Raw genomic sequence first — 19,245 nt, forward strand, 5'->3', positions numbered from 1 at the left:
GCTTGAATTGATTATTCTGCTGATTGATTACGCAACATATTTATCACCGTTGGAGAGCTAAGTAAGGTATTGCGCTCAAACTCAATAAGTAGATAGCTATAGCGTTTTCCTTGAAAGCGGAATCCCTCGCCTTCATTGCTGCATATAGGCCCATAACGAATAACCGTATATGGCAGTAGATTCATCCAAATCGAAGATATATCCCGGTAAACCCTGAGGCTTATTCGTTCAACCAAAGGATGTTGGACTAGATAGTTTATCGGCAAACACAGCATCTGTTCTAGAGTGTCGGTTCGGCCCGAATAAATACTAATAATATAGCAAACCGAAGCTTGATCTGTTTGAACTAGTAAGTCGTCATCTATCTGATTTTCTTCTAATTCTCCTTCACAAATCTTCGAATACACATTTAGCGGCAGGGTTACAAACAAACAATGACAGGCTAGCAAACCGTGATAGGCAAAGTAGTAGGCCTGACTTGACGCATGCGCCTGTAACGCTAGTAATTTTCCACTCTGCCAGCTTGATAATCCGTGGGACACGTTTTCTATGTAAGCTTGAACTAGATAAACACTTTCACGTGCAAAATCACTATTTTTTTCAAAACGATCTAATTTTTCTATACGTTTAGGTAAATAGGGGTGAGAGCCTATAAAGTGCTTAATTTTTACTTTTTCATGTAACTTTTTATCGAGCCACCTGCTGCTGGGTAGATTGCGTAATTGTAAGCCGGCATCACCTAGAATCTGGTGCGGCTGGTCTCCAAAGTAGTAAATAATTGAATTCAATCGATTCAAACTAGGTTCAACTTTTCCTAGTTCCCAGCGACTAATCGTTAGTGCGTCAATATCACTTAACTCATCGGAATAATCAGCCAAGGCGTATGCGAGTTGTTCTTGTGTCAGCCCATGTTCGAGCCTGTTATTTCGAATATAGCTTTTAAGGTCTATCGGCTTTGTCATACCTTTTTGTCTCCAACTAGGCATCTGCTTTCAAAAAATAACTCGAGCATGACCTACATATCGTCGTTCTGGATAATTATATTACTGCCAATCTCTATAGTTTTCAGGAAATAAAATGTTCAAAACACCTAAACACCTACTTTTACCGGCCGTACTCACTATGTTCTTGTCGGCCTGTTCCAGTACTCCAGAAGCCGAAGTTGATCCAAATCAGGGCGCTAAACTAGGTGCTCTAGGGGGAGGAGCCATTGGCTTAGTGTTGGGAGCAGTTACTGGAGACGCAAATCTTGCGATGAAAGGCGCTATGGTAGGAGCGACAACCGGCGCCGCGGCAGGAGCGATGTCAGACTTAGAAAACGCTCACGAGAATAAACGCACCGACATCACTGCAGGCGCTATTGCGCAACCCAATACTATTGTGATCAATGGTCATGAGCAGCTAGTACCCGTGCAAGCACTCAATAGTATTAAGGGTGAATGGAACCTAAGTGTATGGGCACTTGATGACCAAGGAAATTCCCAGCAAGGCGACGCAACCGCTCTAGTGACCGAAGTGCTTAGCGGTCAATTTGATTTAGGGATTGCAAACGTCAGTCAAGACCTCAAAGATTTTGATACAAACGCAAAAGCAACGATAGTTCAAACTAACCTGGGCGAGCAACAACTTAAGATCTCTTCAAACGGCAGCGAATTTGAATCGATATATGCTGGAGAGTTTCAGCCTCAAATGAATCGCGTCAATTACCATCCCTTGAACAGTAAACAGACCAAATTAGCTCGGATAGAAATGCGAGTAATCAGCCCAGACATGTGGATCATCGAAGCTTTTCAGATGAGCGATGAAGGGGAAAAACTAAACCAGCGTTATCGATTTACCCGAAGCTAATCGAGTTGCAGCACAGCTAGCGTCGACAACGGCGCTAGCCTTAAAGCAGTTTAGATAAATCCAAAATACTATGAATATGTAAATGGGGTAAACAGCGAATTTTCTGCCTACGGTCCCCATTATCCAGCCAGATGGCTTGATAACCCGCGTTTATAGCGCCTAATACGTCATAATAGGGGTGATCGCCAATATGAGTAATATCTTGAGCGCTAAGCCCTAATGCTTGAGAAGCTATTTCAAAGGGCTGAGATTGTGGCTTAGCCGCGATACCGGAGCCGGCTTGAATCACTGTTTCGAAAAAACCATCTAAACCTGCAATTTTACAATCAATATTACCGTTAGTTATTGCAATCAATCGGTACTTTTTTTGAAGGTGTTCAAGTAGCTCGAGAACTTCATCCGCAATACTCACTTGGCTTCGCTGCACAATAAAACCATCAAGCAAATGCTCTACGTAAGCTTTAGCATTGACTACCCCATGTTGGTTTAAGCCTTTGAGCAGCCATTGTCGTCTAAGCTCGGTCACATCTTGGCGTAAATGCGGTTGTTCCAATAAGGTTTGTCTGCGTAAACCAGCCCAATCACTATTCCCCCAATGTGCAACTTCGCGACATTGGTTTTTAAGCTCACCCATTAACCAGCTTTGCGCATTTCTAATCACATCACCATTGCTATACAAGGTATCGTCTAAATCAAAACTAAGGGCGCTTGTGGTTTTCCACGGTCGATAACAAATCATGGTGATTACTTCTTTTTGGCTCGAGGATGGGCTGCGTCATAGCTTGCAGCAAGATGTTGGAAGTCCAAGTGGGTATAAACCTGAGTAGTCGATAAATTTTCATGTCCAAGAAGTTCTTGAACAGCGCGTAGATCACCACTTCCTTCTAGCATGTGCGTGGCAAAACTATGGCGTAACTTATGCGGATGTAACTGACTACTTAGCTGATGCTTTTGCCCCCACAATTTTAAGCGTTGCTGGATAGAACGGTGACTTATTCGTAGCTGGCGCATGCTCACAAACAAGGCCGGTTCATCTTCATCCATGACTAACAGCCGGCGCTGAACTAACCAAGCTTCTATTGCAGTTTTGGCCTTATGACCAAAGGGTACGATACGCTGTTTACTGCCTTTACCGGTCACCAATATTTGTAGCTGCTCAAAGTCCAAATCGCTTACATTTAGACTCGCCAGTTCCGCTAATCGCATACCACTGGCATAAAATAGCTCCACCATGGCCGCGTCGCGATAGTCTAGAAAGGCTTCATTGGGGTTATCGAGTAGTTGCGCAACACTATCCACATCGAGATTCTTGGGTAGTGGTTTATCGAGTTTCGGCGCCTGAACCTGCATACATGGGTTAATTTCAACCTGTTTGATACGTAGTAGATAGTCATAAAAACTGCGTAGCGCTGATAGCTTATTAGAAATACTTCGCGCTTTTAGACCGCGACGCTTTAGGCTCATTAAATAACTTTCGATATCACTTGCGCTAAGCTCAGACCAGCTAGAGCGCTGTAATTGACTGAAAAACTGCTGCTGTTGGGCTAAAGACAAGCCATAGGTTTTAAGCGTCGCTGGACTCGCGCGACGCTGGGATTCTAAATACGATAAGAATGAATCAACGCAGCTTTGCACGTTTGCTTTGCTCTTGGGGAACCAGCAATTTAGGTAATAAACTGGCTAATACTTCGCACAGCTGGGTTAATAATAAGCTATCCATACCAGCTACATAGTGGTCGGTGTCGCGGCTACGAGCTACAAAAAAACCAAACTGCGCATTAGCTCCAAGTGGCATGATAGCAACAGAGCCTTCACCGTAGCTTTCGCTAAAGAGCTCGTTTTGCTCACCCTGGCTCAAGCGACCAAAGTAATGGGGTGCTTCGCCGAGTCGAGTTAACCGAATTCGCTTGATCAAATCGCTGCTCAAACAATGAACAGCGTTTGCGTCTAATTCTTGAAAACTATCGCAATTAAGTACCAAACCCACATCATCAACCCCTAAGTCTTCAATTAGTGATTGACGTAGTTGATGCTGAAGCTCAGCAAAGGAATCGCACTCGAGTAAGCGAGGTAGGGTTGCAACATAGACTTGGTAAATACGTTCATTATGACTAGCGACTGCCATCAACTCACTAATTTCCTGCTCTAGCGCTTGAATTTTATCGCGTTGACGATGTTGTTGTAGTTCAACTAGCGATACCACGCCTTTATGTGCTTGACTGACTTTGAGGGTATCCAACAATTGCGGATTGCGTTCAAAAAAGTCGCGATTCTCTTGAAGATACTCAACAATTAGGCTTTCGTTAGCCCGCAGTGCTTGATTTAAATCAGGTTCATTCATAATTGTAATTGTCCATCGAACACGTGTTCAGCAGGGCCAGTCATTTTGACGCTTTTGCCTTCTCCTGCCCACTGTATTTTTAGTTTCCCACCGGGTAATTGTACTTCGACACGCTCGGACAACTTACCTTGCTGACGTCCAACGGCTACTGCAGCGCAAGCACCTGTGCCGCAAGCCAAGGTTTCTCCAACGCCGCGTTCAAAAACACGCAGTTTAATCGTATTGGCGTCTATAATTTGCATAAAACCAATATTCGCTCGTTTTGGGAAACGTTCATGCCGCTCAAGCGCTGGGCCAATTTTTTCTATGTCGATGTTATCGATATCTTCCACTTCTAGCACACAATGGGGATTCCCCATAGAGACCGCTCCAACCAGAAAGGTTTGATCTTGGCTACGCAATAAATAGGTTTTCTCGGCCTTTTGCGCCCGCATCGGAATGTTAGCGGGTACAAAATCGGGGACACCCATGTTCACGGTCACATGACCATCGTGTTCTAAATGCAATATTATTTTGCCGGATTTGGTACTAACAGCGATGCGTTTACGATTAGTTAAACCCTTAAGGGTTACAAAGCGAGCAAAACAACGCGCACCATTGCCACATTGCTCGACTTCCCCACCATCAGCATTAAAAATACGATAGTGGAAATCGAGATCAGGGTCGTAAGGCGGCTCCACGACTAGCATTTGATCGAAACCTATGCCGAAATTTCGATCAGCTAAGCGCTTAATCAGATCTGGACTGAAGAATGCATTTTGGGTGACATTGTCGACAACCATAAAGTCATTACCCAAACCATGCATTTTCGAAAAATTAAGTAACATGTATGTTCCTAAACGCAGCACCTAATAGTGCTGCGGTACCGCATCAATACAGTGAGTATAGCGAGTGTTCTACTCCGGTAACAGCGATTCACCAGCGAATAGTTGCGCAACCTGCTCACGCTCTCGAACTAAGTGGGCCTGAACGCCATCAACCATAACCTCTGCGGCTCTGCAGCGCGTATTATAATTTGAGCTCATGGTAAAACCGTAAGCGCCAGAACTACGCACGGCTATATAATCGCCAGCCTCAATCGCAAGCTCTCTATCTTTGCCTAAGAAGTCACCCGTTTCACATACTGGCCCAACAATATCGTAGTTGGCTAAAGCGACTTGAGGCTTTTCAATCACCGGGATGATCCGTTGCCACGCACTATACAAAGCAGGGCGGATGAGGTCGTTCATTGCTGCATCCACAATCGCGAAGTTCTTAGTCTCAGTTTCTTTAATAAACTCCACTTTAGACACCAAAATGCCTGCATTGGCCATGATTGCGCGACCCGGTTCAAACAACAATGTTAAATCGCGGTTACCTAGTCGTTCGACAATAGCATTTGCATAGGCATCAGGTAGAGGCGGAGTTTCATCATCATAATTAACACCTAAGCCGCCACCGACGTCCAAATGATGAATCACAATTCCTTGCTCGGCCAAGTTGTCGATTAAGGCCAATAACTTATCTATCGCTTCAACAAACGGCGATATTTCGGTTAACTGCGAACCAATGTGACAATCGACACCCACGATGTTTAGATTTGGCAGTTTCGATGCATATTGATAAGCATCACTCGCTTTTTCAATTGGAATACCGAATTTGTTCTCTTTTAATCCGGTTGAGATGTAAGGATGAGTTCCAGCATCAATATCGGGGTTAATGCGAAGTGAAATAGGTGCAATTTTCTTAAGCCGAGTTGCAACCGCCGAGATACGCTCAAGTTCTGGTTGCGACTCAACGTTAAAGCAATAGATTTCAGCGTTCAAGGCTTGTTCGATCTCTAGTTCGGTCTTAGCGACACCAGAGAAAACTACTTTTTTAGGGTCACCACCGGCAGCAATAACCCGCGCTAATTCGCCACCAGAGACGATGTCAAAACCAGAACCTAGACGAGCCATAATATTTAAGACCGCTAGATTTGAGTTTGCTTTTACCGCATAACAGACCAAGTGTTTTCGATCTTTAGCTGCGTTGTGGAATGCATTCCAATGACGTTCAATGGTCGCCCTTGAATAGACGAATAATGGCGTACCATAGCGCTCGACAAGATCGGAAATAGCAACCTGCTCGGCCGACAACTGATGGTTCTGATAACTAAAAAAATCCATTGATAAGTCCTTTCATGGAATAAAACTAAACAACTTTATGATTACGATGATTTCAACTACAAAATTATTCTGAGCTCTGCTCTTGCTTAGGAGGATGCACTAAAGGCCCAGTTTGCCCACAGCCAGAAAGCAATAACACTCCCGATAAACCGATGATCGCGATGAAAACTCTCATTGGAATTCAATCTCTCTATAATTAAGTACGATGTAAAGGTGCAAACTTAATAGCTTGCGAGCCGCGACTAGGTATAATCTCGGTAAAGAAGCACAAAAGCAATAGTCCACAGGAATAGTGAAATGAATGAATTGCAATATCACCAAATTATCGAAGACTCGTTCAACTTTATCGACCAATGCATCGATGTGCAAGAAGCCGATATCGACAGCGAACTGCACTCTGGAGTGCTTAATTTAGAATTTGAGAATCGCACCCAAATGGTGATCAATAAGCAAGAGCCTTTGCTGCAACTTTGGTTAGCGACAAAATTTGGCGGATTCCATTTTGAACGCCATGATGACAAATGGATATGTAACCGTAGTGGGAACGAGTTCTGGAGTTTTTTAGCTGAATCAATTGAAAAACAAAGCGGTGTGGTTTTGAATCTAGATGGCCACCCTTTATAAGTCCGGTTCTACTTAAGCGATAGCGGGTAGCCCGCAAGCTGTTGGGTTTGCGCTTCAAGATGTAACTCTGCGGCGCGTAGTGGATGATCGCGTTGCCACTGTTCTGGAAACGACAATAGCCAAGCTTGTTTTGGCTGTTGTTGGAAATCAAATTCCGGCACCGAACCTTCAACCCGACGCATACATATGATTATCGCAAGCCGTAAGATTCTCGAAATAACAATCGTCTCATCACTATGAATCGCATTTTGCTGCTCTAAACCACTATTTTCCCAAGGGCCACGTTGATTTAATAGCAACCCTGACAGTAAATGCTGTTGAGCGCGAGTGAAACCAGGTAGATCTGCATGGTCAATAATATAGGCGGCGTGTCTCGGCGCATGCTTAAAGGCTATGCTTAAGCCGACTTCATGCAGCATTGCTGCGCAGTGCAACATACTATAGCCAACTTTAGATAAAGGTTGTTGAAGCTGCAACGCTAACGACAAAGCACAATCTTTTACGCGATTAGCTTGCAATGGATCCATTGAATGACGATGGATAATACTGTCTATAGTCCGTTGTCGAACGGTTGAAAACTCGCGCTGGGAAAGCATGCTATAAACAAGACCTTCTCGCAAAGCTCCGCCAGCAACAGTCATATCCACAACTGAAAGCTGTTCAAAAATAGCCGTGAGAATTGCAACTCCGCCCGCAAACACTGGCTTTCTATCTGCCGCCAATCCCTTTAACTCAAGATTAGCGAGTGAACCAGCTTCTATCATTTGAGCACTAACACTATTCAATTTGGCCAGGGTAATGCGTTCGTCTAAACCTTGCTCAGTAAACAATTCAACTAAGGCTTGTATGGTTCCAGATGCACCAACGCAGCTATTCCAACCTAAGCGGCGATAATCACTTAAAACTGGGTTGATGACCTTACAAGCAGCTTCTTTTGCCGCTTCAAAGTTAGATGAACTAAGTTCGCCGTCGGGAAAATAGCGTTTCATCCAAGTCACGCATCCCATGTCCAAACTGTTCAGCAAATAGGCTTCATTGTCTTCGCCAACGATCAGCTCGGTACTTGCTCCCCCAATATCGATAACCAAACGCTTACCATTACCACTGCTAGTTTGAGCGACACCGCGGTAAATAAGCTTGGCTTCTTCGTCACCACTAATGATTCGAATTTTGTTATTGAGGATTTCTTCGGCTTTGTCTAAAAATTCTTGTGCATTGCTAGCACAGCGAAGCGTTGCCGTGGCTACAATGCGGACTTGTTCAATAGGGATGTCGCGTAATTGCTCAGAGAAAAGACTTAAACATTGCCAGCCGCGTATCATCGACTCTTTGTCGAGGCGCATGTCGGCATCTAAGCCAGAAGCGAGGCGAACCTTACGCTTAATCTTTGACAGGGTTTGCACCCCGCCGCCGATTTCGCGTACAACTAACATGTGGAAACTATTCGAACCTAAGTCAATTGCGGCGTACAAAGGGCAAGTAGAACTAGGCACGAACGATCTCCATCGCTTTAGCGTCGTGTATTTGGACGACGGCGTTGACCGCCACCGCGTTGGTCACGACCACCACGACTATTACTAGCTGATTTTGCACGCGGGTAGTGTTTAGCTCGCGGCAAATCTGAAAGCAAGCTATCAGAGTTGTATTGACTCACCGGAATTGCATGACTGACGTACTCTTCAATCGCAGGTAAGTTAAACGCATACTCTTCACAAGCTAAACTAATTGCGTGTCCTTCTTCACCAGCACGACCGGTTCGACCGATACGGTGAACATAATCTTCGGCTTCATCGGGCAAGTCGTAGTTAAATACATGTGTCACCAACGGAATATGTAAGCCGCGGGCTGCAACATCAGTTGCGACAAGAATATCTACTTCACCTTGAGTAAACTGCTCAAGAATACGAACTCGCTTACGTTGCGGTACATCACCGGTTAACAAACCAACACGATGACCATCAGCAATTAAATGACCCCAAAGGTCTTCACAACGGTGTTTAGTGTTGGCAAAAATGATAGCGCGATCTGGCCAATCTTCTTCGATTAGGCTTTGCAGCAACACCATTTTTTCGTCGTTAGATGGATAAAATAATTCTTCGACAATTTTTGCCGCAGTCATTTGCTCTGGCGCGACAATAATATGCTCTGGCTCTTCCATGTGTTCAAAGGCAAGTTCTTTAACTTTGAACGAAAGTGTCGCAGAAAACAGCATGTTCAATCGCTGCTTAGGCTCTGGCATGCGACGCATTAGATATCGAATATCTTTAATAAATCCTAAGTCGAACATACGGTCGGCTTCGTCAAGAATCATTACTTGAACTGCGCCAACGTCGATAACACCTTGTTTTACAAAGTCTATCATTCGGCCTGTAGTACCGATAAGCAGATCTACACCTTTCTGAAGTGCAGGGAGTTGCTTTTCGTAGGGTTCGCCACCATATACTAAACCAAGGGCTAGTCCGGTGTGTTTCGCTAAAAAGCGTGCATCGTTGTGAATTTGAATCGCTAACTCTCGCGTCGGAGCCAAAATAACGGCTCTTGGCTGATTAGTTTTGCGTTCAGCATCGGATGGGTTGTTCAACAGATAATGAAAACATGCGAGTAAAAAACTCAATGTTTTTCCTGTCCCCGTTTGCGCTTGACCTGCGATATCTTTGCCTTGCAGCAAGATAGGTAGGCTTTGCTCTTGAATAGGGGTACAGAATTGATAATCCTGCTGGTTCAGGGCTTGGAGTATTTGCTCATGCAAGCCTAGCTCAGAAAATTTGAGCTCTGTTAAGTGTGTTTTACTCATCGGCGTAGCATATCAGGTTGGGCTTGCAATAATAAGCGCAATCTATTCAAATAAACTAAATTTTGGTGAGGCCTTTCTCGAAACCAATATAAACATGGAGTATACAATGAGTGACAAGATTGTTCATTTAAGTGACGACAGCTTTGAAGCTGACGTATTGAGTTCTTCAACCCCAGTACTTGTAGACTTTTGGGCTGAATGGTGTGGGCCTTGCAAAATGATTGCGCCGATTCTTGAAGAAGTTGCCAACGAGTACGATGGCAAAGTTGTTGTTAGTAAACTAAACATCGACCAAAATGCAGATACACCGCCTAAGTTCGGTATTCGTGGCATCCCAACCTTGCTACTTTTCAAAGATGGCAAAGTTGCAGCAACCAAAGTTGGTGCGCTATCAAAAGCACAACTAACGCAATTTTTAGATGAAAATATAGCCTAAATTTCAAAGCCGGTTGACAAACCGGCTTTTTTATTGCTAGATCTATATCCGTTCGGCAACGGAATTCAGTTCGAACTTCATGTCATTGCGCTGTTAGTGTCTTTGTCCCAGCAGCACCATACGAAATATCATCAAACTACGCAGACTTTCGATCTGCCATAGTTATAAAAACTATTCGCCACTATGAATCTATTTGAATTAAAAAATACCCCTGTCTCTGAGTTAATCGCCTTAGGCGAGTCAATGGGGCTGGAAAATTTAGCTCGCTTACGTAAGCAAGATATCATCTTCTCGATCCTTAAAGCTCACGCTAAAAGCGGGGAAGCCATATTTGGACAAGGTGTTCTCGAGATTCTGCAAGATGGTTTCGGCTTTCTACGTAGTTCAGACAGCTCGTATCTAGCTGGACCTGATGATATTTACGTATCACCAAGCCAGATCCGACGCTTTAACTTGCGTACAGGTGATACTGTCGCCGGTAAAATTAGACCACCAAAAGAAGGTGAACGTTATTTTGCCTTGCTAAAAATCGGTGAAGTAAACTACGACAAGCCTGAAAACTCTCGCAATAAAATCTTATTTGAAAACCTAACCCCGTTACATGCAACCAAGCGCATGTACATGGAACGTGGTAATGGTTCGACCGAAGATATCACAGCTCGAGTACTCGATTTAGCATCACCAATTGGTCGCGGACAACGTGGTCTGATTGTAGCTCCGCCAAAAGCGGGTAAGACAATGTTGCTGCAGAATATTGCGCAAAACATTGCCTTTAATTATCCGGAATGTGAACTCATTGTATTGTTGATCGATGAGCGACCTGAAGAAGTAACCGAAATGCAACGCTTAGTGCGTGGTGAAGTTATCGCTTCAACTTTCGATGAGCCTGCTAGCCGTCACGTACAAGTAGCTGAAATGGTTATCGAAAAGGCCAAACGATTAGTTGAACATAAGAAAGATGTGGTTATCTTACTTGACTCAATTACCCGTTTAGCTCGAGCCTACAACACCGTTATTCCATCATCAGGAAAAGTGCTTACTGGTGGTGTTGACGCAAACGCATTACATCGTCCTAAGCGTTTCTTCGGTGCCGCGCGTAACGTTGAAGAAGGTGGCAGCTTAACCATTATTGCAACTGCGCTTGTCGATACTGGCTCTAAAATGGATGAAGTTATCTATGAAGAGTTTAAAGGTACCGGCAACATGGAGTTGCATCTAAGCCGTAAAATATCTGAAAAACGCGTCTACCCTGCGATTGACATCAATCGAAGTGGTACCCGTCGTGAGGAACTACTTACGAAACCAGATGAACTACAAAAAATGTGGATTTTACGCAAGATTGTCCATCCGATGGATGAAACCGGTGCAATGGAATTCCTTATCGACAAATTGGCGATGACGAAAACCAATGATGAATTCTTTGATGCTATGAAAGCACAAAAGAAGTAGCTTCATCCAGGCTCGTTGAGCTAAATAGCGATGAAATCAAAATTGTTTGTCCTCACCCGGATATTGAACAACAAGGCTTGTCTTAAGGCCTTGTTTTCAGTTGTTTGGCTGCCAGCTTTATTGTCAGCCAATGCCGGGGAATCAGCTATTAGTCCTCAACTAACCCAATATCTGAGTGAACAGATCGAGACCGAGCAATTTGCCAGCGTCGAAGACTTTCTCTCACAACACTCCCCCGAACTTCAAGAACAACTCGTATACAGCAGTTTAGCCTTGCTCAATGAGCAACAACATGTGCCCAGCAGAAAAAGCAAAGACTGGCTCATGGGCTTAGCCGCTCAGCAACCCAAAGTGCGCTCAGTAAATGTGATGGATGGCTTCGAAGTTGTAAAGCCAAAATTTGATTATCCCGCTCAAGCCCGAAAGCTTCTCTATAATCGCCGTTCAGCACAACGCGCGCAGGACTATCAACACCGCTTGTTGGAAGGAAACTTCAATTGGGGTTCAGTGTTTAATCCCAATAATCCTGAGCTTTTCGCCCAGCAAAGTGACTTAATCTTGGCACTTCGGGAACTACCAGCACAGCAACTAGTGACCACTTGGTATGGGCTCGACGACAACCTCTATTTCCCCGACAATCAAGTCGCAACGGCGTTTGCGAAACAGATCAATAGCCCAAGTTTGCACGTGCAAATTCTGGCCTTACCCATTGATCAAAACAGTATCGATTTACTCGAATGGCTGCGAACCACCCAAGAACCTGACTCAGCTCTAAGCATTCTTGAAAGTGGTCTAAAGAATCGAGAATTACGTTACTACACTTACTGGCATATTGGCGCTCTGGGTGCCTCTTATCCGCCAGCAGCTAAATTTTTATTAGATAAATACCGCAATAGCAGTGATAGCGAATTGGTTGGTATTGTGATGCAAGAGTTACAAAGCTTGTAACACCGATTATAAATTCAATAACGCTCATCATTGATGGACTACGAAATGAAATACAAAGATTTACGCGACTTTTTGGCCTTGCTTGAGCAACGTGGTCAGCTAAAACGAATTAGCCAAGCCATCTCTAGCGAACTTGAAATCACTGAAATTAGCGACCGAACCCTTAAAGCAGGCGGACCGGCATTACTTTTTGAAAATGTAATTGGCTACGATGTCCCTGTATTAGCGAACTTATTTGGCACTCCCGAACGTGTCGCCCTAGGCATGGGTCAAGAATCCGTCTCAGCATTACGCGAAGTGGGTACATGGCTTTCGTATTTAAAAGAGCCTGAACCACCAAAAGGTCTTAAAGACCTGTGGGAAAAGCTGCCAATTTTTAAACAAGTGCTTAATATGCCGACTAAAACGGTAAACAAAGCGCCTTGCCAAGAAGTCGTCTTAAGTGGCGAGCAGGTCGATTTAGATTTACTGCCGATTCAAACCTGCTGGCCTGGCGACGTAGCTCCTTTAGTCACTTGGGGCCTCACGATTACCCGCGGCCCGTACAAAAAACGACAAAATCTAGGTATATACCGCCAACAAAAATTGGGTAAAAATAAGCTAATAATGCGTTGGTTGTCACATCGCGGTGGCGCTTTGGACTATCGTGATTGGCAAGAAGCCAATCCAGGTAAACCTTACCCTGTTGCGGTAGCGCTTGGTGCTGATCCTGCAACTATACTTGGGGCTGTTACTCCCGTACCCGATACCTTATCTGAATATGCCTTTGCTGGCTTACTTAGAGGTGGCCGTACCGAAACCGTTAAATGCATTAGCAATGATTTGGAAGTTCCAGCTAGCGCCGAATACGTCTTGGAAGGATATTTAACCCCAGGAGAAGTTGCGGCCGAAGGACCCTATGGCGATCATACCGGCTACTACAATGAGGTTGATGACTTTCCGGTGTTTACAATCACCCATATCACCCATCGCAAAGACCCCATTTACCACAGCACTTACACCGGCCGCCCACCTGACGAGCCAGCAGTACTAGGAGTGGCGCTGAATGAAGTTTTTGTACCCATTTTGCGAAAGCAGTTTCCGGAAATTGTCGATTTTTATCTTCCCCCGGAAGGCTGTTCATATCGCCTTGCCGTCGTCACCATCAAAAAGCAATATCCTGGGCATGCGAAGCGGGTAATGCTCGGTGTTTGGTCATATTTACGCCAGTTTATGTATACCAAGTTTGTTATCGTATGCGACGACGATATCGATGCTCGCAACTGGCAGGATGTTATCTGGGCAATGACAACCCGGATGGATCCATCTCGCGATACAACATTAATCGAAAACACCCCAATCGATTACTTAGATTTTGCCTCCCCAATCTCTGGTCTTGGCAGTAAAATGGGGATGGATGCAACCAACAAATGGCCTGGCGAAACCAATCGAGAATGGGGCGAAGTCATTGAAATGTCGAGCGATGTCAAAGATCGCATTGATGGCATTTGGGACCAATTGGGCATAGACTCATAACGACTATTAAAACAGCAATATAAGCTGCTATTAACTAATGGAAACGGACAAACAGCATGAAGCGAACCACTTGTAAGATAAAATCGGTCTCACCAATATTGGACGATATTTTTAATGTTGAGTTAGAACCAGCCGAGGCACAAGACTTTGAAGCTGGCCAATATTTACAAATCGTGATGGCCGAAGACGACAAACGTCCATTCTCAATTGCTAGCTCTCCAAAAAATCCTAATTTGTTAGAACTACATATTGGAGCACCACAAAACAATAGCTATGCGCTACAAGTGATTGAAAGGCTGCAATCGAGCCATGAAATCGACATCGAGATGCCATTTGGCAAAGCCTCTTTTAATGAACAAAGTAACCGCGACGTGTTGATTATGGTTGGCGGCACAGGCTTTTCTTATGCTAAATCGATTGTAGAACACATCATCGATAATGAGCAGGACCGAAAAGTCTACCTGTATTGGGGCGGACGAAATCTTGGTGGACTATATTTGCACGAACTTGCTTATCAATGGGAAGAGCTTGATCGTGTCGTATTTGTTCCAGTTTTGGAAAACGCAGTACCACAGTGGACCGGCAAACTAGGCCTTGTTCATTTAGCTGTGCTGGAAGACTTTAGTGACATGAGTCAACTCGATGTTTACGTTGCAGGCCGCTTTGAAATGGCCGGTGTGGCTCGTGAGGCTTTCGTTAAAGCTGGGCTCAATACTGAACACCTCTATGGTGATGCCTACGAATTCATCTAGACTTTCAGACCGTATAAAAAAACCGGCAGCTGCCGGTTTTTTGTTTTAAGTTAGCATCAGCTTAGAAACTAAAGTTTAACGCTCGACGGTAGTAGTCAAGAGCAAGCTCTGGTTGTTCTTGTTTATCACTGATTAAAGCTAGCATGCTTAAACGTTGTGACGTTTCTTCAAGCTCGTTGGCACTTTGTAACAAAGTACTCGCTTCGTCCCAGCGTTCTTCTCGTACTAAAAACCGTGCTTGTAGCTCTTTGAGCATCGGATTTTGGGCGTGCTTTTGCGCTAACTTTTGTAATTGAAGAAGCAAATGATGATTATCACTTAGCTTAAGTTCTGCGCAAGCTTCAAGAAGTTCAGGGTCTTGATTTTTTGACAACAAATCACCCAAAATTTGATAAGCGGCACGGCTATCATCAGCTTCAATTAAAGCTAAACAGCAGGCTTTAACAATTTGTGGAGCTTTCTTGAGTTTACGCGGTAAGCGATTCCAACTTGCAGCAACAGCATCGGAACCTTCAGTTGTCGCCATGTGGCTAAATAATTGCTGGTAGGCATTACTTAGTTGAGCCAGATATTCCGTTTCACCAATTAGATGCGCTTTATGCATTTCAGGAAGTAAATCGACAAGTTTTTGCCAATGCCCTAATTGCTGATAAAGCTGAGCGCGCATTTGTTTAACTTGAGGTTGTTTTAGCTCGGCATCAGTTAAGGTTTCTAAATCTTTCAATGCTTGTTCTTGATTACCTTGACGCAATGCAAGGCGGGCTCGAGTGATAACTACAGCCACTTTATCATCTTTGGCGACTTTACTTGCTTGATCCAAATAGGCATCGCGCTTTTTATCATTGCCAAGTTCTTGCGCCGCTTCTGCAGCTGCCAAATAGTTTAAAGCCGGGCGTTCGCTGTGTACGGCAGCTTTACTGACTAGTTTTTCAGCATGTTGATAGTCGCCGCGCATCATTGCCATCATCCCACTTTGGGTGTTGTTATGCGCCAGTTTACGTTGGCGAGATCCCCACCAGCCGCTACTTTGTACCAAAGCACGCCATAACCAACGTATAATCCAAATGATTAAGAACAGAGCGCACAAGGCCAAAAACCCCAAAAATATAGCACTAGTCACCGACATCTCGACCGTATATTGATCGAAGGCAATAAGAACGTAGCCCTTATTGCCTGCTAGTTGGGGACCCAATGCCATACCTAAGCCGATAACAATGAGCAACACAATTAGTTTTAACATGTATTACTCCTCGCTTAAGCTAATTAAACGCAATTTACGCTCACGGATCTGCTTTTGCACAATGTCTAGACTGGCAAAGCTATCGGGTACTACTGCTGTTACATCCTGAGTACTTAGTTCATTAAGTTTTTGAACTAAAGCTTTGGCATGCGCATTTTGCTGATAATACTGTTCAACCCAGGTAGCAGCTCTTACCAAGTTCGTTTGGAATAGTTCTGCTTCATCACGGTATAGAGCAAGTTGCGCTTGTTGAAGTTGCATGCGTAGGTTTTCTCTTAGATACCAAGCATGCTGCGGAGAAACGAGGGCTTCTACCTCTCCATCACGTCTGCGAACCGTGACGAAATTCTCCGTGAAGCTACGCCAACTTTTACTTAAATTGCTTTGCCAATCATCTGCAGAGGCACTAACGTTTAAGTCCTGTTGTGCTTCAATTTCTGGTAAATCAATTTGCGATAGTTGAAGGGCTTCAATACCATCCATTAAACTGTCTATTTCTAGAACCACACCTAACGAATCAACAAAGGGCAGTGCCGCGATGGCCTGTAGATCCTTTGCAATTGCTCTACGCAATGGCAGTAGTTGCGGGTCATTTACAGCTGCAACGCTACTGTCAGCTTGTTTAAGTAAGGTTGAAGCACTTGCTGCATCTTGCTCTAAAATTAGTTTTTTACTTGCTAATTGAATCAAATACTCAGCTTCATTTAAACGCCAATGATTAATATCTTGGATATTTAATTGCGCCAATTTTTGCTCAACATCTAATCGTTGCTGTGCACTTTGCTCTTGCGAAAGGCTTAGTGTTTGAATTTTTTCTTCTGCAAGCGCTTGTTGATTACTCTGCTCTCCGAGCAAGGCTCTCAATTGGGTAATTTCAGCCTGCTGCTTAGCAGCATCCTCTGCCAATCCTTGTCGAAGATCCAAATTCAGCGACTGCGCGTTAATTTCCGATTGTTGCAATTGCCAATACAATACCGATGGTAGGAGGATCGCAATAATCAGGGCGATAACGGCGACTATCAATGTTGTTTTATTTTTTGAATTCGATTCTTCTGAAGCGTCTTTACTTACAGCTTCAGCCTTGTCGTTTTTAGGCGGCGTTGGTTTATTGTTGGCGCTGGTCTTGTTGGTTCGAGCTGCTCGAGGTTTACGACTGGTTTTAGTCACGTTAGACGTACCATCCGATTCGGGCTTCTCAGCAAGCGTTTCAGTTTTATTGTTATCGCTCATCTTGTTTCCTTGAGAGTAGGGGCAAAGATTGTAAAGCCTGAAGCATCGCCTCATCCGATGCGCCATCGCTTACAACTACCCGATAATAACCTAAAGTTTGAGCAAGTTCAGCTACTCGTAGACTCGGGACAACAATCGGACAGTGTTGCCGCCAATTCTGATACGAAACATTACTCGATAATTGACATAATTGTTTAGTGATTTGACCACTCGTAGCTAAAACAGCGTTAATCTGCCTCGGCCATATTTCTATCGTTTGCGGCTCTATCTCACAGCTAACTCTGAGATAACAGCACAGATAGCGTACCGCTGTGTGTCGCGCCCTTAGCCACTCACCTAGGTTTTCTCGTCCGTCCTGCGCTCTCAAAATGAGCACAGACTCTAAATCCACGCCGGTGTCTTCTAACAGAGCAAACAGACCTTCACTATCTTGCGTTGGTGCAATATCACTCTCGATGCCACAGCGCCTAAAGGCTTCATGAGTTGCACGACCAACAGCAAAATAATTAGCGGCCAGAGGCCAAGATTTATGGTTTAGCTCGAGGTGGGTATTCGCATACTCGACCGCGCGTGGGCTCAGAGCAATAATGGCTTGATTTATGTTTTGGTAGCTTGGCAACAATGTCGGTAAAAGCTTTAGTTCATGACCCGCTTCAAAGCTAATCAAAGGTTGACCAATGGGTTGATAACCAGCTTCGAGCAAGACCTTCCGGCATTGCTTGTTTTGAGGTTCTGGACGTAGGACTAAAACATTCGGTTTCATTGAGCGTTAGGCTTTATCTAAGTCTGCCAACAATGGGCCAGCACCTTTATCTAATAAATCCAGAGCAACTTGTTCGCCAATCGTTTGGGCATCTTGTTGGTTCCCTCGTAGCTCGGCTGCTAAACATTGGCTACCATCAACTGCACCTACCATGCCTCGTAACCATAATTTCCCGTCCTCGAGCTCTGCATAGCATGCGATAGGAACTTGGCACCCACCTTGGAGTTTGGCATTCATTGCGCGTTCAGCAACCACACGTAGTGCTGTGTCACTGTGATTTAGCGGCTCCAGTAAACGAGCTAGCTCGGGGTCATTACTTCGGGCTTCAATGCCAACCGCACCTTGGCCCCCTGCGGGTAACATCAATCCAGGCTCTAGAAAGCTAGCAATTCGCTCGTGAAGTTTAAGACGAAGAAGTCCTGCGGCGGCTAATATAATAGCGTCATACTCGCCAGCATCCAATTTCGATAATCGCGTTTGTACATTTCCACGAAGATCTTTGATAACTAAGTCAGGTCTGCGACGTTTAAGCTGAAATTGTCGGCGTAGACTAGAGGTACCAACGACGGCGCCTTGCGGCAACTCCTCAATGTTTGCAAAGTTTGAACTAACAAAAGCATCGCGCGGGTCTTCTCGCTCGCATATACACAACAAATCTAATCCTTCGGGAAATTCCATCGGTACATCTTTCATTGAATGCACAGCAATATCGGCTTCATTGGCTAGAATCGCATGTTCAAGTTCTTTGAGAAATAGACCTTTACCACCAATTTTCGCCAGTGGGGTATCCAAAATGATGTCACCACGGGTCGACATCGGTAATAACTCTACTTCGAGCGCCGAATGATGGCGCTCTAACTCAGCTTTGACGAATTCGGCCTGCCATAAAGCTAGTGGGCTTTTCCGAGTTGCTATTCTAATTTTTTTCAACAACTTAACTCCTTTTGAAACTCAAACCAGTGGCGATGACTAGCTGTGTTGGTACCTTAATATGCATAGTGTAGCACTTGCGCAAGCACAAGTTTTGCACGCCTTGAACATTCGATTTTTGTTGACGTAGTCGATACTAAAAATCATGCATCCCTTTATTGGCGAATTACTACAAAACCGTTACAATGATCACAATAAAAACTTGTTCCTTACCCAAAATTGTTAGCA

20 protein-coding genes are annotated in these 19,245 nt (G+C 44.4%); 7 read left to right on the top strand and 13 right to left on the bottom strand.

Annotated features, from left to right (window positions below; genetic code table 11):
* Positions 1 to 11: 11 nt before the first annotated feature.
* Positions 12 to 962: a helix-turn-helix domain-containing protein gene (locus tag DBZ36_RS00140; RefSeq protein ID WP_120352895.1), complete on the bottom strand. Its 951-nt coding sequence runs from the start codon at positions 960 to 962 to the stop codon at positions 12 to 14.
* A gap of 115 nt (positions 963 to 1,077) precedes the next feature.
* Here DBZ36_RS00140 and DBZ36_RS00145 point away from each other — a divergent pair, with 115 nt between their 5' ends.
* Positions 1,078 to 1,848 carry a hypothetical protein gene (locus DBZ36_RS00145; RefSeq protein WP_120352896.1) on the top strand — a complete coding sequence of 257 codons (771 nt, stop codon included), beginning with the start codon at positions 1,078 to 1,080 and terminating at the stop codon, positions 1,846 to 1,848.
* Between the two features lie 40 nt (positions 1,849 to 1,888).
* On the opposite strand, the gene DBZ36_RS00150 is transcribed toward DBZ36_RS00145, so the two are convergent.
* The 6 genes from DBZ36_RS00150 to lptM form a co-directional block, all read right to left on the bottom strand.
* The gene (locus tag DBZ36_RS00150) at positions 1,889 to 2,587 is read right to left on the bottom strand and encodes an HAD-IA family hydrolase (RefSeq protein ID WP_120352897.1); all 699 of its coding nucleotides are present in this window, start codon (positions 2,585 to 2,587) and stop codon (positions 1,889 to 1,891) included.
* A 5-nt stretch (positions 2,588 to 2,592) separates the two neighbouring features.
* Positions 2,593 to 3,483: a tyrosine recombinase XerC gene (gene xerC / locus DBZ36_RS00155; RefSeq protein WP_120352898.1), complete on the bottom strand. Its 891-nt coding sequence runs from the start codon at positions 3,481 to 3,483 to the stop codon at positions 2,593 to 2,595.
* Positions 3,467 to 4,189: a DUF484 family protein gene (locus DBZ36_RS00160; protein ID WP_120352899.1), complete on the bottom strand. Its 723-nt coding sequence runs from the start codon at positions 4,187 to 4,189 to the stop codon at positions 3,467 to 3,469. Before DBZ36_RS00160 ends, xerC begins: the two co-directional genes overlap by 17 nt.
* Positions 4,186 to 5,016, bottom strand: a complete 831-nt coding sequence (gene dapF, locus DBZ36_RS00165; protein WP_120352900.1) for a diaminopimelate epimerase — start codon at positions 5,014 to 5,016, stop codon at positions 4,186 to 4,188. The genes DBZ36_RS00160 and dapF overlap by 4 nt, the downstream gene beginning before the upstream one ends.
* A gap of 69 nt (positions 5,017 to 5,085) precedes the next feature.
* A complete protein-coding gene (gene lysA, locus DBZ36_RS00170) occupies positions 5,086 to 6,336 on the bottom strand; it encodes a diaminopimelate decarboxylase (protein WP_120352901.1) in 1,251 nt (416 codons plus the stop codon).
* A 64-nt stretch (positions 6,337 to 6,400) separates the two neighbouring features.
* Entirely contained in the window at positions 6,401 to 6,511 is a 111-nt protein-coding gene (gene lptM, locus DBZ36_RS20795) for an LPS translocon maturation chaperone LptM (RefSeq protein ID WP_120352902.1), read from the bottom strand.
* A gap of 122 nt (positions 6,512 to 6,633) precedes the next feature.
* Here lptM and cyaY point away from each other — a divergent pair, with 122 nt between their 5' ends.
* The gene (gene cyaY, locus DBZ36_RS00180; RefSeq protein ID WP_120352903.1) at positions 6,634 to 6,960 is read left to right on the top strand and encodes an iron donor protein CyaY; all 327 of its coding nucleotides are present in this window, start codon (positions 6,634 to 6,636) and stop codon (positions 6,958 to 6,960) included.
* Positions 6,961 to 6,968: 8 nt separating this feature from the next.
* Here cyaY and gppA read toward each other — a convergent pair whose 3' ends face one another.
* Entirely contained in the window at positions 6,969 to 8,453 is a 1,485-nt protein-coding gene (gppA, locus tag DBZ36_RS00185) for a guanosine-5'-triphosphate,3'-diphosphate diphosphatase (protein WP_120352904.1), read from the bottom strand.
* 17 nt (positions 8,454 to 8,470) lie between these two features.
* Positions 8,471 to 9,754 carry an ATP-dependent RNA helicase RhlB gene (gene rhlB / locus DBZ36_RS00190; protein WP_120352905.1) on the bottom strand — a complete coding sequence of 428 codons (1,284 nt, stop codon included), beginning with the start codon at positions 9,752 to 9,754 and terminating at the stop codon, positions 8,471 to 8,473.
* A 106-nt stretch (positions 9,755 to 9,860) separates the two neighbouring features.
* Between rhlB and trxA the strand changes: the two genes are divergently transcribed.
* The 5 genes from trxA to fre all read left to right on the top strand — a co-directional run bounded on the left by trxA (position 9,861) and on the right by fre (position 14,854).
* Complete coding sequence (gene trxA / locus DBZ36_RS00195) at positions 9,861 to 10,190, top strand: thioredoxin TrxA (protein ID WP_120352906.1); 330 nt, start codon at positions 9,861 to 9,863, stop codon at positions 10,188 to 10,190.
* A gap of 183 nt (positions 10,191 to 10,373) precedes the next feature.
* A complete protein-coding gene (gene rho / locus DBZ36_RS00200; protein WP_120352907.1) occupies positions 10,374 to 11,639 on the top strand; it encodes a transcription termination factor Rho in 1,266 nt (421 codons plus the stop codon).
* A gap of 30 nt (positions 11,640 to 11,669) precedes the next feature.
* On the top strand, positions 11,670 to 12,587 hold the full coding sequence (locus DBZ36_RS00205; RefSeq protein WP_147394973.1) for a hypothetical protein: 918 nt from the start codon (positions 11,670 to 11,672) through the stop codon (positions 12,585 to 12,587).
* A gap of 45 nt (positions 12,588 to 12,632) precedes the next feature.
* Positions 12,633 to 14,102: a 4-hydroxy-3-polyprenylbenzoate decarboxylase gene (gene ubiD / locus DBZ36_RS00210; RefSeq protein ID WP_120352909.1), complete on the top strand. Its 1,470-nt coding sequence runs from the start codon at positions 12,633 to 12,635 to the stop codon at positions 14,100 to 14,102.
* Positions 14,103 to 14,158: 56 nt separating this feature from the next.
* Positions 14,159 to 14,854: an NAD(P)H-flavin reductase gene (fre, locus tag DBZ36_RS00215; protein ID WP_120352910.1), complete on the top strand. Its 696-nt coding sequence runs from the start codon at positions 14,159 to 14,161 to the stop codon at positions 14,852 to 14,854.
* 61 nt (positions 14,855 to 14,915) lie between these two features.
* Here the strand turns inward: fre and DBZ36_RS00220 are convergent, their stop codons facing one another.
* The 4 genes from DBZ36_RS00220 to hemC are packed head-to-tail and all read right to left on the bottom strand — an operon-like array spanning position 14,916 to position 19,020.
* Positions 14,916 to 16,094: a heme biosynthesis HemY N-terminal domain-containing protein gene (locus DBZ36_RS00220; protein WP_120352911.1), complete on the bottom strand. Its 1,179-nt coding sequence runs from the start codon at positions 16,092 to 16,094 to the stop codon at positions 14,916 to 14,918.
* A 3-nt stretch (positions 16,095 to 16,097) separates the two neighbouring features.
* Positions 16,098 to 17,324: a uroporphyrinogen-III C-methyltransferase gene (locus DBZ36_RS00225; RefSeq protein ID WP_158588996.1), complete on the bottom strand. Its 1,227-nt coding sequence runs from the start codon at positions 17,322 to 17,324 to the stop codon at positions 16,098 to 16,100.
* A complete protein-coding gene (locus tag DBZ36_RS00230; RefSeq protein WP_120352913.1) occupies positions 17,314 to 18,087 on the bottom strand; it encodes a uroporphyrinogen-III synthase in 774 nt (257 codons plus the stop codon). The genes DBZ36_RS00225 and DBZ36_RS00230 overlap by 11 nt, the downstream gene beginning before the upstream one ends.
* A gap of 6 nt (positions 18,088 to 18,093) precedes the next feature.
* Positions 18,094 to 19,020: a hydroxymethylbilane synthase gene (gene hemC / locus DBZ36_RS00235; RefSeq protein ID WP_120352914.1), complete on the bottom strand. Its 927-nt coding sequence runs from the start codon at positions 19,018 to 19,020 to the stop codon at positions 18,094 to 18,096.
* Between the last annotated feature and the right edge of the window lie 225 nt (positions 19,021 to 19,245).

Origin of the sequence: Alginatibacterium sediminis (assembly GCF_003610775.1) — a bacterium.
Lineage (GTDB): Bacteria > Pseudomonadota > Gammaproteobacteria > Enterobacterales > Celerinatantimonadaceae > Alginatibacterium > Alginatibacterium sediminis.

Bases quoted from the DNA above. Each gene is read 5' to 3' on its own strand.
- trxA (WP_120352906.1), top strand. From the start codon at position 9,861: ATGAGTGACAAGATTGTTCATTTAAGTGACGACAGCTTTGAAGCTGAC.
- DBZ36_RS00145 (WP_120352896.1), top strand. From the start codon at position 1,078: ATGTTCAAAACACCTAAACACCTACTTTTACCGGCCGTACTCACTATG.
- fre (WP_120352910.1), top strand. From the start codon at position 14,159: ATGAAGCGAACCACTTGTAAGATAAAATCGGTCTCACCAATATTGGAC.
- DBZ36_RS00220 (WP_120352911.1), bottom strand. From the start codon at position 16,094: ATGTTAAAACTAATTGTGTTGCTCATTGTTATCGGCTTAGGTATGGCA.
- cyaY (WP_120352903.1), top strand. From the start codon at position 6,634: ATGAATGAATTGCAATATCACCAAATTATCGAAGACTCGTTCAACTTT.
- DBZ36_RS00225 (WP_158588996.1), bottom strand. From the start codon at position 17,324: ATGAGCGATAACAATAAAACTGAAACGCTTGCTGAGAAGCCCGAATCG.
- lptM (WP_120352902.1), bottom strand. From the start codon at position 6,511: ATGAGAGTTTTCATCGCGATCATCGGTTTATCGGGAGTGTTATTGCTT.
- rhlB (WP_120352905.1), bottom strand. From the start codon at position 9,754: ATGAGTAAAACACACTTAACAGAGCTCAAATTTTCTGAGCTAGGCTTG.
- DBZ36_RS00140 (WP_120352895.1), bottom strand. From the start codon at position 962: ATGACAAAGCCGATAGACCTTAAAAGCTATATTCGAAATAACAGGCTC.
- DBZ36_RS00150 (WP_120352897.1), bottom strand. From the start codon at position 2,587: ATGATTTGTTATCGACCGTGGAAAACCACAAGCGCCCTTAGTTTTGAT.
- rho (WP_120352907.1), top strand. From the start codon at position 10,374: ATGAATCTATTTGAATTAAAAAATACCCCTGTCTCTGAGTTAATCGCC.
- DBZ36_RS00205 (WP_147394973.1), top strand. From the start codon at position 11,670: ATGAAATCAAAATTGTTTGTCCTCACCCGGATATTGAACAACAAGGCT.
- lysA (WP_120352901.1), bottom strand. From the start codon at position 6,336: ATGGATTTTTTTAGTTATCAGAACCATCAGTTGTCGGCCGAGCAGGTT.
- dapF (WP_120352900.1), bottom strand. From the start codon at position 5,016: ATGTTACTTAATTTTTCGAAAATGCATGGTTTGGGTAATGACTTTATG.
- ubiD (WP_120352909.1), top strand. From the start codon at position 12,633: ATGAAATACAAAGATTTACGCGACTTTTTGGCCTTGCTTGAGCAACGT.
- DBZ36_RS00230 (WP_120352913.1), bottom strand. From the start codon at position 18,087: ATGAAACCGAATGTTTTAGTCCTACGTCCAGAACCTCAAAACAAGCAA.
- DBZ36_RS00160 (WP_120352899.1), bottom strand. From the start codon at position 4,189: ATGAATGAACCTGATTTAAATCAAGCACTGCGGGCTAACGAAAGCCTA.